Source organism: Nocardioides sp. Root140, assembly GCF_001426745.1.
Classification (GTDB): domain Bacteria; phylum Actinomycetota; class Actinomycetes; order Propionibacteriales; family Nocardioidaceae; genus Nocardioides.
The window spans coordinates 1238902-1259873 of sequence record NZ_LMFI01000001.1; the positions used below are offsets into that span (position 1 = coordinate 1238902).

Sequence of the window (20972 nt, forward strand, 5' to 3'; positions counted from 1 at the left end):
CAGCATCTGACCGCCAGCATCTGACCGAACGGGTCAGGCATCATCGAACAAGTCATGGCACACACGGGAGGAGCAGCAGGTGACGAAGAGTGAACGCCTCCTCAACCTGCTGATCCTGCTGCTCGTGCAACGCCGCCCGCTGTCCAAGCAGCAGGTGCGCGACAGCATGCCGCCGTACCTCGAGGCCGGCGACGAGGCCTTTGACCGCATGTTCGAGCGCGACAAGGACGAGCTGCGTGCCCTCGGTGTGCCGGTCGAGATCGTCACGCTGGACAACTACTTCGACAACGAGATCGGCTACCGGATCAACCCGGACACGTTCGCCCTGCCCGGCATCACGCTGGCCGCGGACGAGGCGGCCGTGATCGGCCTGGCCACCCGGGTCTGGCAGCACGCCGGGCTGGCGGCCGCGACCAGTGACGCCCTGGCCAAGCTCAGCGCCGCAGGCGTCGAGGTGGACCGCAGCCGGCTCGACATCGCAGCTCCGGTGGTCGCGGTCTCCGACCCGAACTTCGACGTGCTCTGGCAGGCCTCCCTTGACCGCACCCGGGTCACCTTCGACTACCAGCGCTCCGGCACGCCCAAGCCCGCCAAGCGACGCCTCGAGCCGTGGGGCGTCGTCTCGTCCTCCGGCCGCTGGTACGTCGTCGGGCGCGACGTCGACCGCGGCGAACCCCGGTTGTTCCGACTCTCCCGGGTCCACGGCGCGGTCAAGCGCACCGGCAAGTCGGACGCGTTCGTCGTACCGCCGGAGACCAACCTGCGCGAGCTCACCGCGAGTCTCTCCCCGGGGCCGGCCACCGAGGTCGGGACGGCCCTGGTGCGGCAGGGGAGCGGCCACGGACTGCGTCGTACGGCGACAGCTGTCGAGACCGACGTGCCCGGACCTGACGCGGTGACCGCATGGGACCGGGTCACGCTCACGCATTCCTCGGTGCACGGCTTCGTCGACGACGTGCTGGCCTTCGGGACCGACGCCGTCGTCGAGTCGCCCGCCGAGGCGCGCGACCTGGCCGTCCGACGGCTCACCGCCGCTGCAGGAGTCAGTTCATGAGCGCCGGCGCCAAGGAACAGGTCGGCCGGCTGCTCGCGCTGGTCCCGCTGATCCAACGCGAGGGCGACATGCGGCTCGAGGACGCTGCCCGGCGTCTCGGCGTGCCACCCGAACAACTGGTCGCCGACCTGCGCGTCCTGATCTACTGCGGCTGGCCGGGGTGGATGCCGGGAGACCTGATCGAGGTCGACCTCGACGCGCTCGACGGCGACAGCGTGATCCGCATCCACAACGCCGACTACCTCGGCACGCCCCTGCGGCTCTCCGCCGCCGAGGCGTCCGCGATCACGGTGGCCCTGCGCACGCTGCGCGAGTCGGCCGACGGTGACACGCTCGACAGCCTCGACCGGGCGCTCGCCAAGATCGAGACCGTTGCCGAGGACGGCCACCAGGCCGCGCATGTCGAGGTGCGCGTGCCGCCCGGGCAACGCGAAGGCGCTGCCCTGCGCACCCGGCTCGCCGCGGCTCTCTCCTCGGGCCGCCAGGTCCGGCTGACCTACTACGTCCCCGCGCGCGACGAGAACACCGAGCGCACCGTGGACCCGATGGCGCTCGTCGACTCCCAGGGCATGGCCTACCTCCAGGCGTGGTGCCACGTCGCCAACGGGCGGCGGTTGTTCCGACTGGACCGGATCGTCGCCGACGAGACCCTCGACAGCGCGGCCGAGCCGCACCCCGACGTCGAGCCGGTCGACCTCGCCGACGGACTGTTCCGACCGGAACCCGACAATCCGCTGGTCACCCTCCGGCTGGCGCCCCAGGCCCGCTGGGTCGCCGAGTACTACCCGGTCGAGGCAGTCCGCGAACGGCGCGGCGGCAAGCTCGAGATCGACCTCAGGGTGGCCGACAGCCGGTGGCTGATGAGGCTGCTGTTGCGCCTGTCGCCGTACGCCGAGGTGCTCCGGCCCGCCGAGTACGCCGAGGCCTTCACAGCAGCCGCACAGGAGACCCTCAGCCTCTACCGTGTACCTGGCGCGTAGGATGGGACCGACCCCACAAGCGACCTTGAGGACGGACATGCTTCAACCACTGATCGCAACTCCCGGAGGCTGGGAGCTGGTCCTGATCGTGCTGGTGATCGTGCTGCTCTTCGGCGCCAAGAAACTGCCGGAGCTGGCCCGCGGCAGCGGCCGTGCCCTGCGCATCTTCAAGTCCGAGACCAAGGGCCTGTTGACCGATGACGAGGACGATGACAAGCCGGCGGCCGACAAGCCTGCCGGTGAGCTGGGTGCTCCCGAGAAGCGCGCCGAGTCCGAGCCGTTGACGTCGGAGCACCGCCCCGACACCACCAACTGACCCGTCCCTGAAGCCACTCCTGTGTCCTTGCTCGGTGTCGTCGCGCTCTTCAGCACGAAACCCATGCACGGCCTGGGAGCCGATGGCCGGATGGCCATCTCCGACCACCTGCGCGAGCTGCGCGCCCGGATCCTGCGGATCACGGTGGTGCTGGTCGTCGCCATCACGGTGTCCCTGTTCTTCTTCGACCAGATCTTCCAGCTGATCCTGGGACCCTACGAGGACGCACAGAAGGCTCTCGGCGAGGACGTCACCACCACCGCCACCATCAACGGCGCCGGCGGCCCGCTGATGCTGCACCTCAAGCTCTGCGGGCTGGCCGCTCTCGTGGTGACCAGTCCCTACTGGCTCTACCAGGTCTGGGCGTTCATCCTTCCGGGGCTGCACGCCAACGAGCGCAAGTGGTCACGGGTCTTCGCCGCCGTTGCGGGGCCGCTGTTCCTGATCGGTGCCTACGTCGGCTACCTGACCCTGCCCAAGGGTCTCGAGGTGTTGATCTCGTTCACCCCCGCCGACCTGACCAACCTGATCGAGTTCAGCGACTACCTGACGTTCCTCACCCGCACCCTGCTGGTCTTCGGGATCGCCTTCGAGATCCCGGTCTTCGTGATCCTGCTCAACCTGGCCGGCATCGTGAAGGGCAAGGCGCTGGGGGACCACCGGCCGTGGATCATCATCGGCACCTTCGTCTTCGCGGCGGTCGCGACGCCCTCGACCGACCCCTTCTCGATGCTGTTCCTGGCCATCCCGATGGTCGGGCTTTTCGCCATCTCCGAGGTCATCTGCCGCATCCTCGACCGCCGCAAGAACAACGCCGACCCCCTCCACGGTGTCGGCGACGACGAGTTGTCGCCCCTGTGAGGGGCCTGGCGACGGTCGATGCGTTCGACCTGCCCGAGTGGCTCGGCACCGGCGACGTGACCTGGCACGCCGAGGCGGCCGCAGACCGGTTGGGCGGGCACTTGGTGCACGGCCTCCTGGTCGGTGACCACGTCGAGCTGCCCTGCGACCTGCTGGGTGTCGACCGGGCCTGGCCGGAACCGGTGACCGACGACGCGACCCGGGTCCTGGCGCACCAGGCCTGGCGCAACGGACAGGTGCTCCTGGTCGAGCACGAGGACCGCCTCACGTTGGCCGTGCCGGGCACCGGCTTCACCGCCGACCGGATCCTGACCGCCCTGGCCCGGCTGGCGAAGGCGGTCGGTGCCCCGCCCGAGAACTTCGTCGCCGCGATGCGGCTCGGCGTGGTCGACGACCACGGATAGGGCAGACCTGCCCTATAGGGTCGGGCACGTGTCCACACCACGTCGAGAGATCGCCCTTCTCGTCAACCCGACGGCCGGCCGGGGCAAGGGTGCCCGCTACGCCTCGCTGGCCGCGCCACGGCTGCGTGACGCCGGCTTCGACGTACGACTCCTGCAGGGCACGTCCGCGGAGGAGGCTGAGGCGTTGGCCCGCGGTGCGGTCTCCGACGGATGCCACGCGCTGGTCGCCTGCGGCGGCGACGGGCTGGTGCACCTGGCCGTGCAGGCGCTCGCCGGCACGGACACCCCGCTCGGCATCATTCCGGCCGGCACCGGCAACGACGTGGCCCGCTACCTCAACATCTCGCGAACCGACCCGCTGGCCGCCGCCGACCGGGTGGTCGCCTCGCGACGACGGCGGATGGACCTGGCCCGCTGCGGCGACCGTTGGTTCGTCACCGTGCTCGCCGCGGGCTTCGACGCCATCGTCAACGAACGGGCCAACGCCATGACCTGGCCGCGCGGCCAGATGCGCTACAACCTGGCCACGCTCGCCGAGCTGCGCACGTTCCGGCCCCTGCACTACACGCTCGAGCTCGACGGCGAGACGCGCACCCTCGACGCGATGCTGGTCGCCGTGGGCAACGGGCCCTCGTTCGGCGGCGGCCTGCGGATCACCGAGGGGGCTCTGCTCGACGACGGCTACCTCGACGTCGTCATCATCAAGGCCATGTCCCGCCCCGAGCTGATCCGGACCTACCCGAAGCTGTTCTCGGGCACGCACACCACGCACCCGGCCTACGAGCACCACCGGGTGCGTCGGGTCACCGTGGCCACACCCGGAATCGTCGGCTACGCCGACGGGGAACGCTTCGGCGCACTGCCGTTGACCGTCGAGTGCGCCCCGCTGGCGCTGGAGGTGCTGCTGTGAACGACCACCCGTCCCTGCGCGAGTTCTCGGCGCTCTACGACTTCCCGCTCGACGACTTCCAGGTGCGGGCCTGTCGCGAGGTCGAGGAGGGCAAGGGCGTCCTCGTCGCCGCACCGACCGGCTCCGGCAAGACGATCGTCGGCGAGTTCGCCGTACACCTTGCGGTGCAGTCCGGCCGCAAGTGCTTCTACACCACCCCGATCAAGGCGCTGAGCAACCAGAAGTACGCCGACCTGGTCAAGCGGTACGGCGCCGACAAGGTCGGCCTGCTGACCGGTGACAACACCATCAACGGCGAGGCGCCGGTCGTGGTGATGACCACCGAGGTGCTGCGCAACATGCTCTACGCCGGCTCGCGCACGCTGACCGGCCTGGGCTTCGTGGTGATGGACGAGGTGCACTATCTCGCCGACCGCTCGCGCGGTGCCGTCTGGGAAGAGGTGATCATCCACCTCCCCGAGAGCGTCTCGGTGATCTCGCTGAGCGCCACCGTCTCGAACGCCGAGGAGTTCGGCGAGTGGCTGGCCACGGTGCGCGGCGAGGTGACCACCATCGTCGAGGAGCACCGGCCGGTGCCGCTCTTCCAGCACGTGATGGTCGGCAAGCAGTTGCACGACCTCTTCGCCGACGAGGAAGAGCTGGCCCAGGCCGGCTTCGCCCAGGAGGGCGCCAAGGTCAACCCGCACCTGCTGCGGGTGGCCCGCGACGACTGGGCGGCGACCCGCTTCAAGGATCGTCGCGACAAGAAGGGCAACCGTGGCCGCGGCTCCAAGCCGCAGGGCCGACGGCACTACCAGCCGACGCGTTTCGACATCGTGTCCCGGCTGGACGCCGAGGGCCTGCTGCCGGCCATCGTGTTCATCTTCAGCCGGGTCGGCTGCGACGCGGCCGTCCAGCAGTGCCTCAACGCCAACCTGCGGTTGACCACCCCCGAGGAGCGCGACGAGATCTTCGCGTTCGTCGAGGAGCAGTGCCGCGACCTGCCCGAGGACGACCTCGAGGTGCTCGGCTACCACGAGTTCCTCGACGGGCTGACCCGCGGCGTGGCGGCCCACCACGCCGGAATGCTGCCGCGGTTCAAGCAGTGCGTCGAGGAGCTCTACCTGCGGGGGCTGTGCCGGGTCGTGTTCGCCACCGAGACGCTGGCCCTGGGCATCAACATGCCCGCCCGCACCGTCGTGCTCGAGAAGCTCTCGAAGTGGAACGGTGAGGCCCACGTCGACCTGACCCCGGGGGAGTACACCCAGCTGACCGGACGGGCCGGTCGCCGCGGCCTCGACGTCGAGGGACACGGGGTGGTGCTCTGGCAGCAGGGGATGAACCCCGGGGAGGTCGCCGGCCTGGCGTCCACCCGCACCTATCCGTTGCGCTCGTCGTTCCGGCCGTCGTACAACATGGCGGTCAACCTGGTGCACCAGTTCGGCAGGGAGCGTTCCCGCCAGCTGCTGGAGTCGTCGTTCGCGCAGTTCCAGGCGGACAAGGCGGTGGTCGGGCTGGCCCGCAAGCTGCGCAAGAGCGAGGACGCACTCACCGGCTACGCCGAGGCGGCCCAGTGCGACCGCGGTGACTTCATGGAGTACGCCGCCCTGCGCCGCAAGCTCTCCGACGTCGAGAAGGGTGCAGCGAAGGCGCGACGCCGTGACGACCGTGACGACGTGATCAACTCCCTGGCCCGGCTCAAGGTCGGCGACGTGATCCTGGTGCCCAACGGAAAGTTCGCCGGGTATGCCGTGGTCACCGATCCGGGGCTCTCGCACGACGAGCCGCGCCCCTCGGTGGTGACCGCCGGCGGTCAGTCGCGGCGCCTGGCCCTGATCGACTTCACCACCCCGGTCGAGTCGCTCGACACGCTCCGCGTGCCGCGCAACTTCAGCGGCCGCAACCCGCAGATGCGACGTGACCTGACCTCGACCCTGCGGAACCGGACCCACAAGTTCGCCCCGCCACCGCCGTCGCGGCGTTCGTCACGGTCATCGCGCTCCGACGCCACCGCCCTCTCAGGAGTCGAGGCCGAGGTCGCCGCGCTGCGCCAGCGGATGCGCGAGCACCCGTGCCACGAGTGCCCCGAGCGTGAGGACCACGCCCGGTGGGGCGAACGCTGGTTCAAGCTGCAGCAGGAGGCGAACACGCTCAAGCGTCGGGTGGAGTCGCGCACGAACACGATTGCCCGCCAGTTCGACCGCGTCTGCGACGTGCTGACCGCGATGGACTACATCGACGGCGACACCGTCACCGACCGCGGCGTCCACCTCCAGCGCATCTACTCCGACATGGACCTGGTGGCCGCGGAGGCGATCCGCACGGGTCTCTGGAACGACCTCGACGCCTCGGAGCTGGCCGCCGTGCTCTCCGCCCTGGCATTCGAGGCGCGGCGCCCCGACGACGCGCGTTCACCGAAGATGCCCAGCGGCCGGATCCGCGACTCGCTGCGCGACCTGGTCCACCTGTGGAGCGACCTCGACGAGCTCGAGCGCAGCAACAAGCTCGACTTCCTCCGTGAGCCCGACATCGGCTTCGCGTGGGCGGCCTACCGCTGGGCCGAGGGCGATGCCCTCGACGACGTCCTCGGCGGCATCGACCTGGCCGCCGGCGACTTCGTGCGGGTGATGAAGCAGCTGCTCGACCTCGCGGTGCAGGTCGGACACGCCTCGGCCGGTACGCCGCTGCGCGCGGTGGCCCTGGAGGCCGCCGACCGCCTGCGACGCGGGGTGGTGTCCTACTCGTCCGTCGCGGAGTAGCCCGCACCCTGGCGCGCGGCCCGGGCCAGGGCCCATCCGTGGACGGCGCGTGAGCCGATCAGGAGCACCCCGAGCACGATCGTGGCCACGACGATGAACGAGAACGCCGTGCCGTCGCCGGTGACCACGCGGAGCAGCATCCCGATGACGACCGCACTGACCACCACGGTGATGCCGGACCCGATGTCGGTGGCTTCGCGCCTGCCGAGCTGACGGACCAGCAGCCAGCCGACCAGCACGCCGGCCAGGAACGGCCACGCGGTGTCGAGGACCCCGACGACCACGTTGCCCTTGTCGTGCTCGGCACGACCGATCGCAGCGAAGACGATGACCAGCACGAGGTCGAGGGCCAGGACGGTGAGGGCACGGCGCGACATGGCCGCCAACCTACCGGGTCGCGATGCCGGCCGGCTCAGCCCTGGAGGGCCTCGACCAGCCGGACCGCCGAGCTCCCGAGGTCCCACCGCTTGTCGAGCTCTACGACGCGCTCGGGGTCGGCCGGCGTCCGCGGCATGGTGAGGTCGAGGTCGCCCAGGTCCAGGTCGCGACGTACGGCGACCACCGTGGGCGCGACCTCGAGGTAGTCGGCGGCGTCCTTGATCTTGCCGCGCGGGCCGGGTCCCATGTCGGTCTCGGGATCGAACGCGGCCGCCACGATTGTCTTGATGTCGACAAAACGACCGAGCAGGGTGGCCGCGGTCTTCTCGCCGACGCCCTTGACCCCGGGGAGGCCGTCGGAGGCGTCGCCGCGCAGCGTGGCGAAGTCGGCGTACTGGTGGGCGTCGACGCCGTACTTGTCGCGCACCCACGCGTTGTCGACGCGCTCGTGCCTGCCCACACCGCGCGCGGTGTAGAGGACCCGGACCTCGGCTTCGTCGTCGACCAGCTGGAAGAGGTCGCGGTCACCGGTGACGATGTCGACCGGCATGCCCGCGCCGGTGGCCAGGGTGCCGATCACGTCGTCGGCCTCCATCTCGTCGGCACCCACGATCGTGATGCCGAAGGCCTCGAGCACGTCGATGATGATCGGGATCTGCACCTGGAGTGGGTCGGGCACCTCCTCGACGTCGGGGTCGGTTCCGGCCACCTCCTCGACCACGCGGTGCGCCTTGTACGTCGGGATCAGGTCGACCCGCCACTGCGGCCGCCAGTCGTTGTCCCAGCAGCAGACCAGGTGCGTGGGCTGGTACTCGCCGACCAGTCGGCTGATGAAGTCCATCAGTCCGCGGACCGCGTTGACCGGCGTGCCGTCGGGCGCGCGCATCGAGTCGGGGACGCCGAAGAACGCCCGGAAGTAGAGGCTGGCAGTGTCGAGGAGCATCAGTCGCTGGATGGTCACGGCGCACAGTGTGTCACTTCGCTACGCTGCCAGCGTGGAAGAAACCGATCGGCACATCCTGACGCTGCTGGCGACCGACGGCCGCATGTCCTACACCGACCTCGGCAAGGCGACCGGACTGTCGACCTCTGCGGTGCACCAGCGCGTGAAGCGGCTGGAGACGCGCGGCCTGATCAAGGGGTACGGCGCGACGATCGACCACGACCAGACCGGCCTGCCGTTGACCGCGTTCATCTCGATCACGCCGATCGACCCCTCGCAGGACGACGACTACCCCCAGCGGTTGAGCGGCATCACGCAGATCGAGTCATGCTGGTCGGTGGCGGGGGACGAGTCCTACATCCTCAAGGTGCGGGTGGCCACGCCGGCCCACCTCGAGGACCTCCTCGCGAAGATCCGGGGTGTCGCCAACGTGTCCACCCGCACCACGATCGTGCTGTCCACGCCCTACGAGAACCGACCCGTCTCGGGCTGACGCCGTTCGCGTCGCTTCAGGCGGTGCCGTCGTAGGCGGCCTGGAGCTCGGCGAGGTTGAACTTGCCCTGTGTGGACAGCATCTTCTTCATGAACCTGGCCACGGCCTCCGGATCGCCGGTCGTGTAGTCGGTGAAGTTGCTGGGGCCGACCTGCCACGACAAGCCGTACTTGTCCTTGAGCCAGCCGCAGGGCTGCTCGGTGCCGCCCTCGACCAGCGCGTCCCAGACCCGGTCGATCTCCGCCTGGTCCTCACAACGGACCTCCAGGGAGATCGCCTCGCTGAACGTGAACATGGGGCCGCCGTTGATGCCCACGAACCGTTGCCCGAGGAGCTCGAACTCCACGGCCATCGCGGTGCCGTCGTCGCCCATCCCGGTGGCGTCGTACTTCACGACGTTGAGCACCCGGCCGTCGCCCAGGACCGAGATGTAGTGGTCGATGGCTTCCTCGGCGTTGTCGTCGAACCAGAGGTTGGTGACGATCTTCTGCATGGGATGGTCCCTTCGTCGGAGTGTGTGGTCGTGTCGACCCGGTCTCGTCCCCGGATTCATCGCACTGGCCCGAAATGAGCAGCGGGTGCCATCCACCCAGGATGACACCCGCTGAGCCGTCCCCCCGGACGCGTGTGGTTGCTGAGTCAGTGAGCCTGCAGTGCCGCCGTGCGCCGCGACGCCTCGGCGACCTCGGCCGCGCGCAGGGCCGACTCGTCGAGGTTCCCGTGGTCGGCCCACCACTTCTGGCCCTCGAGTGGCAGCGTGTGGATCGGGTCGTAGTAGTGGTACTCCCGCGACAGGGCCTCGGGGTCGGTGGCCTCGATCGAGGTGCGGTAGTTCTTCGTCCAGCCGGAGATGCCGCGCACCTCGTCGTACGACGCCAGCTGGTGCACCCAGCGCTTGCCGACGAACGGCACGTCACACACGATCCGCGGCGTCGCGAAGCCTGGCAGGTAGCCCATGATGTGGTGCTGCAGGCGCTGCGCGTCGGCGACCGAGACCCGCCAGTGCTCGGAGTAGGGGATCATGTCGCACATGTAGAAGTAGTAGGGCATGATCTGCGCCCCGTCGAGCAGTCGGAAGCACAGGTCGAGCAGCGCGTGCGGGTCGGCGTTGACGCCGTTGAGCAGCACGCCCTGGTTGCGCACGTCGCGGATGCCGGTCTCGAGCATCGTGGCCGCCGCCTTCGCCACCAGCGGCGTCACCGAGTTCGCGTGGTTGACGTGGGTGTGTATCGCGATCGACACACCACGCGACCGGGCCAGCGTGGCGACCCGGGTCATGCCGTCGACGACGTCGTCCTGGAGCCAGTGCTGGGGGAGTCCCATGAGCGCCTTGGTGGCCAGGCGTACGTCGCGGATGTTCTCGATCTCGAGCAACCGCATCAGGAAGTCCTCGAGCCGCGCCCACGGCATGTTGGCCACGTCGCCACCGGAGACGACCACGTCGCGCACCGTCGGCGTACGGCGCAGGTAGTCCATCATCGAGTCGAGCCGGTCGACGGGCTTTGCGGTGAACTTCAGCTTCTCGATCACCGGCGTGGAGTTGCCGACGAGGTCCATGCGGGTGCAGTGGCCGCAGTACTGGGGGCAGGTCGGCAGCAGCTCGGCCAGCACCTTGGTGGGGTAGCGGTGGGTCAGGCCCTCGGCCACCCACATGTCGTGCTCGTGCAGGGAGTCACGGGTGGCGTGCGGGTGTGAGGGCCAGTCGGTACGGCGGTCGGAGAAGACCGGCAGCATGTAGTGGCGCACCGGGTCGGCGTAGAACGCGTCGGTGAGTGAGCCCGGGCCCGTGGGTTCGGTGGTGGGCGCCATCGTGTTCATCATCTGCGGCGGCACCAGCATCGACATGGTGGCCCGCTCGGTCTGGTCACGCTCGAGGTCGGCGTAGAACCGGTCGTCGACGAGGTCGCCGAGCAGCTCGCGCAGCTGCTTGAGGTTCTTGATGCAGTGCGAGCGTTGCCACTGCACGGATTCCCACTCCGCGACGGTGACGTCCTTCCATCCGGGGAAGCGGGTCCAGTCGGGTTCGACCAGCTCGGTGCGGCGGTAGGGGTACGGCTGACCGGTGAGGGAGGCGATCGAGGTCTCGATGCTCATCGGAGGCTCCTGTCGGGACGACGTGGGGACGCATGGCGAGGCGGAAGGTGTGACGTGGGCCTCAAAGACCAGAATAGATGGAGATTATCCTGCAGTTCAAATGCAACACCGTAAATTGTCCCGCAAGATGAGTCCTGGTGCGGAATTGCCACCGAAGGCGGACCTCGCGTCGGATTTCGTGGGTGAACAGCGGTTGTCCTGGCGCCCTCCGCGGGCCGGTCTGGACCGCGCTTCCGGCGTGTCTCGCGAGACACGCCGGAGCTGCTGGAAAACAATGATGAATTCTTGGCGACCAGGCCCCCTGCCTGACCTGCGACAACGCGAGTTTGTGCAGGTCAAGGCCGTGTTGACAGCGCCCGGACTGGTGGGCAAAAGTGCCCGGGTCCGCCCATGCAGATCGTGATGGCGGACCGACGTCCAGGTGGTCGTCGGAGACGGTGCGAGCACCACGTGCCGGTCCCCGATGACTCGCGGAGGTCGGTCCCGCCGCTCGAGGGCGGATGCGGGAGGGCCTCCAGCTCCGTAGACAACTTCGCACCGACGGCCGCCAGTCGCCGATGAGGAGGTCCGAAGGGTTGCCTGGCCCTCCCGCGCCTGCATGAACCCCGCAGGTAGCCTTGCCGGGTGCTCCGCATCCTGCTCGCCCTGGTCAGCGGGATCGCCGTGGGACTGGCCTTCGAGCCGGTCGCAGCAGCCGTCCTCCTGCCACTCGGCCTGGCCCTCTTCCTGTGGTGCGTGCACCAGCAGTCGACGCGGTATGCCGCGCTGCTCGGCCTGGTCTTCGGGCTCGCCAACATGCTGGTCCTGCTGTTCTGGCTGCGCGTCATCGGCATCGACGCCTGGCTGGCGCTCTCCGCGTTCGAGGCGCTCTACTTCGCCCTGGCCGGCGTCGGCCTCGCCGCGGTGTCGCGGCTGCCGGGGTGGCCGGTGTGGTCAGCCGTGGTCTGGGTGGCCGTCGAGACGTTCCGCGGTGCCTGGCCGATGAGCGGGCTGACCTGGGGCCGGGTGTCGTTCGCGGTCATCGACACCCCGTTCGAGCGCTGGTTCCCGTGGGTCGGCGCCAACGGCGTCAGCCTCCTGGTCGTGCTGTGCTCGGCAGTCCTGCTGTGGTGCCTGCAGAACCTCCGCAACCGGCAGGTGCTGGCCGGGGGAGTGCTCAGCGGCACGGTCCTGGCCGTGGTCGTGCCCTGGTTCGTGCCGATCCACGCGACCTCCGACGAGACCGCGACCGTGGCGGTCGTTCAGGGCGACGTGCCCGGCAACGGCGACGACCTGATCGCCCACCACCGCGAGGTCACCGCCAGCCACATGGCACTCACCCAGGAGCTGGCGGAGCAGGTGGAGGACGGCAAGGCCGAGCGCCCCGACTTCGTGGTCTGGCCGGAGAACACGACCGCGGTCGACCCGTTTCTCGACAGCAGCGTCCGCCAGATGCTCTGGCTGACCTCGCAGATGATCGGGGTGCCGATCCTGGTCGGCGCCATCGTCGATGCCGATCGGGAGCACGTGCTCAACCAGGGGATCGTCTACGACCCGGTGACAGGTGCGGGCGACCGCTACACGAAGCGTCACCCCGTGCCGTTCGGCGAGTACATCCCGTATCGGCAACGCTTCGGCACCGCCAACTTCGGCCGTCTGGAGATGGTGCCGCGCGACATGCTCAGCGGCACCGGCGTCGAACCCCTGCGCGTCGACGGCCTCAAGGTGGCCGACGTGATCTGCTTCGACGTCTCCTACGACGACACGGTCACCGACCAGGTACGTCGTGGGGCCGACCTGCTCGTCGTACAGACCTCCAACGCGATGTTCATCCACACCGGCCAGATCGAGCAGCAGTTCGCGATCAGCCGACTGCGCGCCCTCGAGACCGGGCGCACCGTCGTGGTGGCGGCGGTGAACGGTCGCAGCGGAGTCATCGGTGCCGACGGCAACGTGATCAAGGCGATCGAACCGCGCACCCGCGACGTCCTCGTGCAGGAGGTGCGCCTGGCGGACGGCACGCCGCCGGCGATGGTGGTCGGTCCGTGGCTCGGGCGACTCGCCGTGCCGCTCGCCCTCGGTGCGGCGCTGTTCCCCCTGCTGTCGTATCGTCTGCAACGCAGGAAGCGGGTCCCCCACGAGGCGGATCCCGAGCCGGACGACCAAGGGGACAACGCGTGACGTACGACGGACTGGGCCGCGTCGTGATGGTGATTCCGACGTACAACGAGTCGCTCAACATCGAGTGGATCGTCGCGCGTCTGCGCGAGGCCCAACCCGGCGTCGACGTGATGATCGTCGACGACAACTCTCCCGACGGCACCGGCAAGCTGGCCGACAAGCTCGCCGAGGCCGATCCCCAGATCACCGTCGTGCACCGCACGGAGAAGGCCGGGCTCGGTGCGGCGTACCTGCACGGCTTCCGGGTCGCCCTTGACCTGGGCTACGACGTGATCGGCGAGATGGACGCCGACGGGTCCCACCAGCCCGAGCAGCTGCACAGGCTGCTCGACGCGCTGCGCACCGCCGACCTGGTCATCGGCTCCCGGTGGATCCCGGGCGGTTCGGTGGTCAACTGGCCCAGGTCCCGTGAGTTCCTCTCCCGGGGCGGCAACCTCTACGTCCGCCTGTTGCTCGGCGTGAAGATCAAGGACGCCACCGCCGGGTTCCGGGTCTTCAAGCGGGCCACGCTGGAGGCCATCGACATCGACACGGTCGAGTCCACCGGCTACGTCTTCCAGACCGACATGGCGTGGCGCACACTGCAGACCGGCGGCACCGTCGCCGAGGTGCCGATCGAGTTCATCGAGCGCGAGCGCGGCGACTCCAAGATGAGCGGTTCGGTGGCGACCGAGTCCCTGAAGCGGATCACCCGCTGGGGCCTGCACGAGCGGTGGGCCCGCCTCAAGCGCACCTTCCGGCGCGGGCGCTGACGACCATGCCTCGCCGTCGTCGGCTGCCCGGACTGCTGATCGCGGTCCTGTTCTTCGGGATCCCGCTGCTCGAGATCTACGTGCTGATCCAGGTCGGCCAGGTGATCGGCGTCGGCTGGACGATCCTGCTGCTGATCGCCGACAGCCTCCTCGGCGCCTGGTTGATCAAGCATGAGGGCGCCCGCGCGATGTCCGCGTTCAGCCAGGCGCTCTCCAGCGGCCGGATGCCGGCCAAGGAGATCGCCGACGGCATCCTGGTGCTGTCCGGCGGCATGCTCATGCTCTCGCCCGGTTTCGTGCTCGACATCGTGGGCCTGCTGCTCGTCCTCCCGTTCACCCGACCGTTGGCCCGCCGAGGACTGTCCCGGTTCGTCGCGGCACGGCTGGTCACCGACCTGCCGTTCGGGGGCGGAAATGACAAGCGCCCCCGACCCGGTTCACAGGGAACCGTGGTCGAGGGCGAAGTCGTCGATGACGACCCGTCGAACTAGACGGACGCCTTCTTCTTGCTCTTCGAGGCGCGGTGCAGGTGCGCCGGGCCGATCTCTCCACCGCGGAGCAGCTCGAGCCGCTCGCTGAGGATGTCTTCGAGCTCCTTGATCGAGCGACGCTCGAGCAGCATGTCCCAGTGAGTACGAGCCGGCTTCTCAGCCTTCTCCTCGGGGAGGATGCCGTCGACGTTCAGCGCGACCGCCCCACACTTGGGGCATTCCCAGTTGGCCGGGATGTCCGCCTCGACGGACATCGGGACCTCGAACTTGTGACCCTGCGGGCAGGCATAGCCCACCTGCTGACGTGCTGCGAACTCGATGCCGCGCTCGTCCTCGAAGCTCTGGCCTCCGAGCCGGGCTCCGCGCAATGTGCGCTCCGCCATGAGCTACCTCCGATTGACGTTCTGATTTGTCTCTTCGTGGTTGAGACGGAGTCCCCCCACAACCATGACGGGGCTTTCGTGCGTGCCACGTCACACCTACAAACGTACGACGGGGGCCAAGGATTCCTCAGGAGAGCTGAATGTGGCCGAACGCACGTTCGGGGCTCACTCCGGGAGGATCTAGATGACCGACGGCTCCACGTTACCGGCTTCGCGGATCCCGCGCGCGGTGTCCACCTTCAGGAGCAGCAGGCCACCGAGGACGAAGAACGCGATGAGGGCGAAGATGGCCGGCCGGTAGGAGTCGGTCAGCTGGTAGACCACACCGAAGGTGAGCGTGCCGAACCACGAGGTACCTCGGTCCATCGCGTGGTAGAAGCTGAAGAACTCACCCTCACGCCCGCGGGGGATCAGCAGGGAGAAGTAGGAGCGGGCCAGTGCCTGCGTGCCGCCGAGCACCAGACCGATCGCGAAGCCCATCGCCAGGAACGGCACGATCTGCTCCTTGGGCAGGACCAGGGCCACCGCCACGATGGCCATCCAGATGACCAACCCGACGAGGATGACCTGTTTCGCGCCGTACTTCTCGGCTGCCTTGCCGAAGACCAGGGCGCCCGCGAACGCGACGAACTGGACCATCAGGATCGTCCCGATCAGCACCGACGTGCCGAAGCCGAGCTCCTCGGCGCCATAGATCGAGGACGACGCGATGACGGTCTGGATGCCGTCGTTGAAGAAGAGGTAGGCGCCGAGGAAGGTCAGCGCCATCGGGTAGTTCTTCATGTCCTTGAGCGTGGCCCAGAGCTGGCCGAAGCTCTGCGAGATGATGCCGCCCTCCTCGGCGACCACGTGGACCGGCTCGTGGTTGCGCAGGCGCAGGTAGGGGATGAACGTGAACCCCGCCCACCAGATCGCCGCCGAGAGCATGCTCAGCCGCACCGAGAAGCCCTCCGACATGCCGAACGTGTCGTGGAACAGGAACATGACCAGGTTCACGACCAGCAGCAGTCCGCCGCCGAGGTAGCCCCAGGCCCAGCCCCGCGAGGAGACCCGGTCGCGTTCCTCCTCGGTGGAGATCAACGGCAGGATCGAGTCGTTGAACACGGTGGACGCGCCGAGGCAGAGGTTCGCCCCGATCACCGCGATCGCACCGATCTGCCAGTTCTCGCCCTTGCAGAAGAACAGCAGGGAGGCGAACGCGGCACCGGTCCACGCGAAGCCGGCGAGCAGACCCTTCTTGTTCGCCGTACGGTCGGCCACCGCGCCGAGCAGCGGCAGCAGGATCGCCGACAGGATCGTGGAGAAGGTGACGAGGTACGACGGCAGGGCCCCGGGTGCGATCGAGAGTCCGAGGACGTCGATGCGGTTGTCGACCGCCGCGTTCTTCGCGATCGCGATCAGGTAGGGGCCGAGCATGACCGTCGACACGGTGGTGACGTAGGCCGAGTTGGCCCAGTCGTACCAGTACCAGGCCTTCTGCTCCCGTGCCCGCGCCAGCGGCCTCAGGTCCGCAATCCCGCTGACTCCGTTGTCCGCCATGTGCTCATCCCTCCCAGTGGCCGTGCTCGACGAGCACGGTCTTGAGTATGTCGGTGCGATCGGTCATCAGACCGTCGACACCACGTTCGAGCAGCTCGACCATTTCGGCCGGCTCGTCGATCGTCCAGACGTGCACATGGGTGCCGACGGCGTGCGCCTTGCGCACCAGCCACCGGCTGGCCACCGGGATCGGCCCCCTGCGGTGGGGGATCTGCAGCGCGGCGACGTGGCCGCGGGTCAGCAGCCGGGCGATCCGTCCGGTGGGGGAGAGCACCCAGACCACCACCTCCAGCGGGTGCGCGCTGGTGGGCACCCGTCCGCCGGTCAGCCTGCGGAACTGGCCGAGGCTGCGACCGTTGAAGGAACCGACCAGGACCCGGTCGTGGGCCTCACGGGCTCCGATGAAGTCGGCCAGCGGGCGTACGGCGGCAGCCGACTTGATGTCGATGTTGAACCGGGCTCCGGGGAACGCGTCGAAGAGCTCGGCCAGGGTCGGCACCCGCTCCTTGCCACCGATCAGCGCGCCCTGCACCTCGGCGTAGGTCAGCGCCGCGATCTCGCCCTTGCGGTCGGTGACCCGGTCGAGGACGGTGTCGTGGAAGGCGAGCAGGACGCCGTCGCGGGTGGCGTGCACGTCGGTCTCGAGGTAGCGGTAGCCGAGGTCGAAGGCGTGCTGGAATGCCGCCATGGTGTTCTCCAACCCCTCGATCTCGGGGTGGAAGGCACCGCCCCGATGGGCGAAGGCGAGCGGTCCGGTGGGCTCGTCGAGGAACGGGAATCCTGTGGGGCGTCGGGTCACGACTGCATTCAACACGCACATGGGGCAATCGTGTCCCCGAAACGACGGCGCGGCATGCGCCCGGATACTCAGATTCCTTGCCCACAAAGGAGTAACGTGCGCCCCATGGAGGACTCGCTGAAGTGCCCGAACTGCGGCGCCGAGATGGTCGAACGCGATCTCGGCCGGATGAGTGTCAACCAGTGCCCCGAGGGGCACGGCGTGTTCCTGGCCCGGGCCGACCTGGGCGAGTTCATCGACGCCGAGAACGACTGGCACCGTGAGGGCGGCGGCTTCCACACCGCCCCGCTCCCACGCATCACGGCCGACATGAGCAAGCCCCCGCCGATGGCACCACGGGCTCCCGCGTTCATCGCCACGCTCTTCACCTGAGCCCGGTCGCCCCGCGCGGGGCGACCGGCCCGCGAGCCTCAGATGTCGCGGAAGGTGACGATGTTGGCACCGAGGGTGTTCAGCCGCTCGGCGAGGTCCTCGTAGCCACGGTGGATCACGTACGTCGAACGCAGCACCGAGGTGCCCTTCGACGCCAGCATGGCCAGCAGGATCACCACGGCGGGACGCAGCGCGGGCGGGCAGACGATCTCGGTGCCCGACCAGCGTGTGGGCCCCTCGACCAGCACCCGGTGCGGGTCGAGCAGCTTCACCTGTGCGCCGAGCTTGGTCAGCTCGGTGAGGTAGATGGCGCGGTTCTCGTAGACCCAGTCGTGCAGCAGCGTCTGGCCCTCGGCGACGGCGGCGATCACCGCGAAGAACGGCAGGTTGTCGATGTTGAGGCCCGGGAACGGCATCGGGTGGATCTTGTCCATGGGTGCCCGCAGCTGCGACTGGCGCGTGGAGACGTCGACAAGACGGGTGTGGCCGTTCTCCGCGAAGTACTCCTCGGAGCGGCTGTAGTTGAAGCCCATCTCCTCGAGGGTGGCCAGCTCGATCTCGAGGAACTCGATCGGCACCCGGCGGATGGTGATCTCGGAGTTGGTCACGATGGCCGCGGCCAGCAGTGACATCGCCTCGATCGGGTCCTCGCTGGGCGCGTAGTCCACGTCGACGTCGATCTGGGTGCGGCCGGTGACCGTCAGGGTGGTCGAGCCGATGCCCTCCACCGTGACGCCGAGACGCTGCAGGTAGAAGCAGAGGTCCTGGACCATGTAGTTGGACGACGCGTTGCGGATCACCGTGGTGCCGGGGTTCAGGGCGGCGGCCATCAGGGCGTTCTCGGTGACGGTGTCGCCGCGCTCTGTGAGCACGATCGGACGCAGCGGCTCGATGGCCCGGTTGACCGTGGCGTGGTAGCTGCCTTCGGTCGCCTTCACGTCGAGGCCGAACGGGCGCAGTGCGGCCATGTGCGGCTGGACCGTGCGGTCGCCGAGGTTGCAGCCGCCGGCGTACGGCAGGTCGAAGACGTCTTCACGGTGCAGGAGCGGGCCGAGGAACATGATGATCGAGCGGGTACGGCGCGCGGCCTCCTCGTCGATGTTGGCCAGGTCGAGCTGGGCCGGCGGCACTATCTCGAGGTCGTTGCTGTCGTTGAGCCACCGGGTCTGGACGCCGATGCTGTCGAGCACCTCGAGCAGGCGGTTGACCTCTTCGATGCGGGCGACCTTGCGCAGCGTCGTACGCCCCTTGTTGAGCAGGGAGGCACAGAGTAGGGCGACACCGGCGTTCTTCGACGACTTCACGTCGATGGTGCCCGAGAGCGTCGTCGGCCCGGTGACCCGCAGGTGGGTGGGTCCGCCGGCGCCGAGCGCCACGATCTCGGAGTCGAGGGCGGAGCCGATGCGGGCCAGCATCTCGAGGGAGAGGTTCTGGTGACCCTTCTCGATGCGGTTGACCGCAGACTGACTGGTGGCGAGCAGGTCGGCCAACTGCTGCTGGGTGAGTCCGCGGTGCTTGCGGGCATCGCGGATCAGGTTGCCGATGCGTCCGAGGTAGTCCTGAGTCATGCCGACGACGGTATCTCAGATATGAGATACGTCAAAAGTCCCACGCCGCGTGCAAGGATTCTTCACATGCGCGCCACCACCATCCACGGCACTCGGGACATCAGGATCTCCGAGGTGCCCGACCCGACCATCGATGCCCCTACCGACGCCATCGTCAAGGTCGTGGCGGGCTGCGTCTGCGGCTCCGACCTCTGGCCCTACCGGGGAGAGAACCGGATCACGGCGGGGGACACCATCGGCCACGAGGCCGTCGGGGTCGTGGAGGAAGTCGGGGCGGCGGTGACCAGCTTCAAGCCGGGCGACTTCGTGGTCATCCCGTTCTGTCACGCTGACAACACCTGCCCGCACTGTGCTGTCGGCATGCACTCGGTGTGCGACAACCTCGGATTCACCCACAGCGGCCAGGCGGAGTACACCAAGGTGTTCCAGGCCGAGGGCTCCTTGGTCAGGACCGACGGCATGCCCGACGAATCGCTGATCCCGTCGCTGCTGGCCCTGGCCGACGTGATGCCCACCGGCTGGCACGCAGCGACCGCGGCTCGGGTGAAGGCCGGCGACACGGTCGTCGTGGTCGGTGACGGCGCGGTCGGACTCTGCGGAGTCCTCGCTGCGGCACAGATGGGCGCCGAGCGCGTGGTCGCGATGTCGCGCCATGAGTCGCGCCAGGAGATCGCCCGCACCTTCGGGGCCACCGACATCGTCGCCGAACGCGGCGACGAGGGCGCGCAGCGGATCGCCGAGATCACCAACGGCATCGGCGCGGACGCCGTGCTCGAGTGCGTCGGCACCGACCAGTCGATCAAGACCGCCTTCAGGATCGCCCGGCCGGGAGCCACCGTCGGCTTCGTCGGCGCTCCCCACGGCGTCGAGCTCCCGGTGCGCAAGATGTTCGAGCGCAACGTCGGCCTGGCCGGTGGCATGGCGCCGGTCCGGGCCTACCTGCCCGACCTGCTCCAGCGCGTCGTGGACGGCACGATCAACCCCGGCCTCGTCTTCGACCTGACCCTGCCACTCGACCAGGTGGCCGATGCCTACAAGGCGATGGACGAGCGCACCGCGACGAAGGTCATGGTGCAGCCATGAGCCGCGGCATCCGCATCACCGTCGGCGTCCTTCTGGTCCTCCTCGGGTTCCTCTTCTGGGGCCAGGGCCTCGGCGCCATCGAGGGAAGCGCGATGACCGGCAGCACCTTCTGGGCGTACGCCGGCCCCGTCATCGCCGGACTCGGTGTGGCCCTGTTGTTCGTCACGTTCCAGAAGCGCCGCTGACCAGGTTCTCGTCGGGGGAGCTGAAGTTGAAAACACCTTCCTGGGTGCGGCGAGTGGTTTCGAGACAGGCGCTGGCGGGCCTTCCTCGACCATCGTGCGCTTGAGGTCAGCTGCGGGCGATCTCCGCGGCTGCTGCACGCAAGGCGGCTGCCGCGTGAGGCCGGGGGACCTGGTCCGCGATCTCATCGAGGGTGCGGGCCAGCAGCCACAGCAGCTCTTCACTGTGGTGCGACGTACGCCGGAGCAGGGGCAGCCGTCCGTGACACCAGCCGCGCACCAGCGGAGCGATCGACCGCGCCGGGTCGGCACCCCGTGCGTCAGCGGTGACAGCCACCCGCACCATGCGGTGCGCAGTGCAGACGATGCTGATCTCCTGGCGGGCCAGCGAGACCGGTCGGTCGTGCTTGAGGGCGAAGGTCATGTGCGTGAGGAGTCCGGCGGTGCACTCCAGATACGCAGGGGTCCCGAC

General features: G+C 68.8%; 23 protein-coding genes. 14 read left to right on the forward strand and 9 right to left on the reverse strand.

Annotated features, from left to right (window positions below; all coding sequences use genetic code 11):
• The first annotated feature begins 79 nt into the window (after window positions 1-79).
• The 7 genes from ASD30_RS06045 (at window position 80) to ASD30_RS06075 (ending at window position 7263) form a co-directional block, all read left to right on the forward strand.
• Window positions 80-1054 carry a helix-turn-helix transcriptional regulator gene (locus ASD30_RS06045; RefSeq protein WP_056678206.1) on the forward strand — a complete coding sequence of 325 codons (975 nt, stop codon included), beginning with the start codon at window positions 80-82 and terminating at the stop codon, window positions 1052-1054.
• Window positions 1051-2034, forward strand: coding sequence for a helix-turn-helix transcriptional regulator (locus ASD30_RS06050; RefSeq protein ID WP_056678208.1), 984 nt, complete (start codon window positions 1051-1053; stop codon window positions 2032-2034). Before ASD30_RS06045 ends, ASD30_RS06050 begins: the two co-directional genes overlap by 4 nt.
• A gap of 37 nt (window positions 2035-2071) precedes the next feature.
• The gene (gene tatA, locus ASD30_RS06055; RefSeq protein ID WP_056678210.1) at window positions 2072-2350 is read left to right on the forward strand and encodes a Sec-independent protein translocase subunit TatA; all 279 of its coding nucleotides are present in this window, start codon (window positions 2072-2074) and stop codon (window positions 2348-2350) included.
• Between the two features lie 90 nt (window positions 2351-2440).
• Window positions 2441-3211, forward strand: a complete 771-nt coding sequence (gene tatC / locus ASD30_RS06060; RefSeq protein ID WP_235530076.1) for a twin-arginine translocase subunit TatC — start codon at window positions 2441-2443, stop codon at window positions 3209-3211.
• Window positions 3208-3615 (forward strand): hypothetical protein, encoded by a 408-nt coding sequence (locus ASD30_RS06065; protein ID WP_056678213.1) that lies wholly within the window; start codon window positions 3208-3210, stop codon window positions 3613-3615. The genes tatC and ASD30_RS06065 overlap by 4 nt, the downstream gene beginning before the upstream one ends.
• A gap of 28 nt (window positions 3616-3643) precedes the next feature.
• A complete protein-coding gene (locus ASD30_RS26400; protein ID WP_056678216.1) occupies window positions 3644-4525 on the forward strand; it encodes a diacylglycerol/lipid kinase family protein in 882 nt (293 codons plus the stop codon).
• Window positions 4522-7263, forward strand: a complete 2742-nt coding sequence (locus ASD30_RS06075) for a DEAD/DEAH box helicase (RefSeq protein ID WP_235532513.1) — start codon at window positions 4522-4524, stop codon at window positions 7261-7263. The genes ASD30_RS26400 and ASD30_RS06075 overlap by 4 nt, the downstream gene beginning before the upstream one ends.
• Here ASD30_RS06075 and ASD30_RS06080 read toward each other — a convergent pair.
• Window positions 7242-7640 carry a DUF3054 domain-containing protein gene (locus ASD30_RS06080; protein WP_056678220.1) on the reverse strand — a complete coding sequence of 133 codons (399 nt, stop codon included), beginning with the start codon at window positions 7638-7640 and terminating at the stop codon, window positions 7242-7244. The two genes, ASD30_RS06075 and ASD30_RS06080, sit on opposite strands and share 22 nt — an antisense overlap.
• A gap of 35 nt (window positions 7641-7675) precedes the next feature.
• Entirely contained in the window at window positions 7676-8584 is a 909-nt protein-coding gene (locus tag ASD30_RS06085) for a 5'-3' exonuclease (RefSeq protein WP_056679408.1), read from the reverse strand.
• Between the two features lie 52 nt (window positions 8585-8636).
• On the opposite strand from ASD30_RS06085, the gene ASD30_RS06090 reads away from it, so the two are divergent.
• The gene (locus ASD30_RS06090; protein ID WP_200950020.1) at window positions 8637-9077 is read left to right on the forward strand and encodes an Lrp/AsnC family transcriptional regulator; all 441 of its coding nucleotides are present in this window, start codon (window positions 8637-8639) and stop codon (window positions 9075-9077) included.
• A 16-nt stretch (window positions 9078-9093) separates the two neighbouring features.
• On the opposite strand, the gene ASD30_RS06095 is transcribed toward ASD30_RS06090, so the two are convergent.
• Both ASD30_RS06095 and ASD30_RS06100 read right to left on the reverse strand, forming a co-directional pair.
• Complete coding sequence (locus ASD30_RS06095) at window positions 9094-9570, reverse strand: VOC family protein (protein WP_056678225.1); 477 nt, start codon at window positions 9568-9570, stop codon at window positions 9094-9096.
• A gap of 146 nt (window positions 9571-9716) precedes the next feature.
• Entirely contained in the window at window positions 9717-11171 is a 1455-nt protein-coding gene (locus tag ASD30_RS06100) for a KamA family radical SAM protein (protein ID WP_056678227.1), read from the reverse strand.
• A 624-nt stretch (window positions 11172-11795) separates the two neighbouring features.
• On the opposite strand from ASD30_RS06100, the gene lnt reads away from it, so the two are divergent.
• From lnt to ASD30_RS06115, 3 genes are read left to right on the forward strand one after another with little or no spacing between them, the layout of a single operon-like run.
• Window positions 11796-13331 carry an apolipoprotein N-acyltransferase gene (gene lnt / locus ASD30_RS06105; protein WP_056678229.1) on the forward strand — a complete coding sequence of 512 codons (1536 nt, stop codon included), beginning with the start codon at window positions 11796-11798 and terminating at the stop codon, window positions 13329-13331.
• A gap of 26 nt (window positions 13332-13357) precedes the next feature.
• Complete coding sequence (locus tag ASD30_RS06110; protein WP_056679411.1) at window positions 13358-14083, forward strand: polyprenol monophosphomannose synthase; 726 nt, start codon at window positions 13358-13360, stop codon at window positions 14081-14083.
• Window positions 14084-14088: 5 nt separating this feature from the next.
• Complete coding sequence (locus ASD30_RS06115) at window positions 14089-14574, forward strand: FxsA family protein (RefSeq protein ID WP_056679413.1); 486 nt, start codon at window positions 14089-14091, stop codon at window positions 14572-14574.
• On the opposite strand, the gene ASD30_RS06120 is transcribed toward ASD30_RS06115, so the two are convergent.
• The 3 genes from ASD30_RS06120 to ASD30_RS06130 form a co-directional block, all read right to left on the reverse strand.
• The gene (locus tag ASD30_RS06120) at window positions 14571-14957 is read right to left on the reverse strand and encodes an RNA polymerase-binding protein RbpA (RefSeq protein ID WP_056678231.1); all 387 of its coding nucleotides are present in this window, start codon (window positions 14955-14957) and stop codon (window positions 14571-14573) included. The genes ASD30_RS06115 and ASD30_RS06120 overlap by 4 nt on opposite strands.
• Before the next feature lie 180 nt (window positions 14958-15137).
• Window positions 15138-16496, reverse strand: a complete 1359-nt coding sequence (locus ASD30_RS06125) for an MFS transporter (RefSeq protein ID WP_056678233.1) — start codon at window positions 16494-16496, stop codon at window positions 15138-15140.
• A 4-nt stretch (window positions 16497-16500) separates the two neighbouring features.
• Window positions 16501-17295: a glycerophosphodiester phosphodiesterase gene (locus tag ASD30_RS06130; RefSeq protein ID WP_235532514.1), complete on the reverse strand. Its 795-nt coding sequence runs from the start codon at window positions 17293-17295 to the stop codon at window positions 16501-16503.
• 105 nt (window positions 17296-17400) lie between these two features.
• On the opposite strand from ASD30_RS06130, the gene ASD30_RS26850 reads away from it, so the two are divergent.
• Window positions 17401-17667 carry a TFIIB-type zinc ribbon-containing protein gene (locus ASD30_RS26850; protein ID WP_056678236.1) on the forward strand — a complete coding sequence of 89 codons (267 nt, stop codon included), beginning with the start codon at window positions 17401-17403 and terminating at the stop codon, window positions 17665-17667.
• Window positions 17668-17705: 38 nt separating this feature from the next.
• On the opposite strand, the gene ASD30_RS06140 is transcribed toward ASD30_RS26850, so the two are convergent.
• Window positions 17706-19235, reverse strand: coding sequence for a UDP-N-acetylglucosamine 1-carboxyvinyltransferase (locus tag ASD30_RS06140; protein ID WP_056678238.1), 1530 nt, complete (start codon window positions 19233-19235; stop codon window positions 17706-17708).
• A gap of 66 nt (window positions 19236-19301) precedes the next feature.
• On the opposite strand from ASD30_RS06140, the gene ASD30_RS06145 reads away from it, so the two are divergent.
• Both ASD30_RS06145 and ASD30_RS06150 read left to right on the forward strand, forming a co-directional pair.
• Complete coding sequence (locus tag ASD30_RS06145; protein WP_056678240.1) at window positions 19302-20318, forward strand: zinc-dependent alcohol dehydrogenase family protein; 1017 nt, start codon at window positions 19302-19304, stop codon at window positions 20316-20318.
• Window positions 20315-20503, forward strand: a complete 189-nt coding sequence (locus ASD30_RS06150; protein ID WP_056678242.1) for a hypothetical protein — start codon at window positions 20315-20317, stop codon at window positions 20501-20503. Before ASD30_RS06145 ends, ASD30_RS06150 begins: the two co-directional genes overlap by 4 nt.
• 106 nt (window positions 20504-20609) lie before the next feature.
• Here the strand turns inward: ASD30_RS06150 and ASD30_RS06155 are convergent, their stop codons facing one another.
• The gene (locus tag ASD30_RS06155) at window positions 20610-20924 is read right to left on the reverse strand and encodes a hypothetical protein (RefSeq protein ID WP_056678243.1); all 315 of its coding nucleotides are present in this window, start codon (window positions 20922-20924) and stop codon (window positions 20610-20612) included.
• Window positions 20925-20972: the final 48 nt, after the last annotated feature.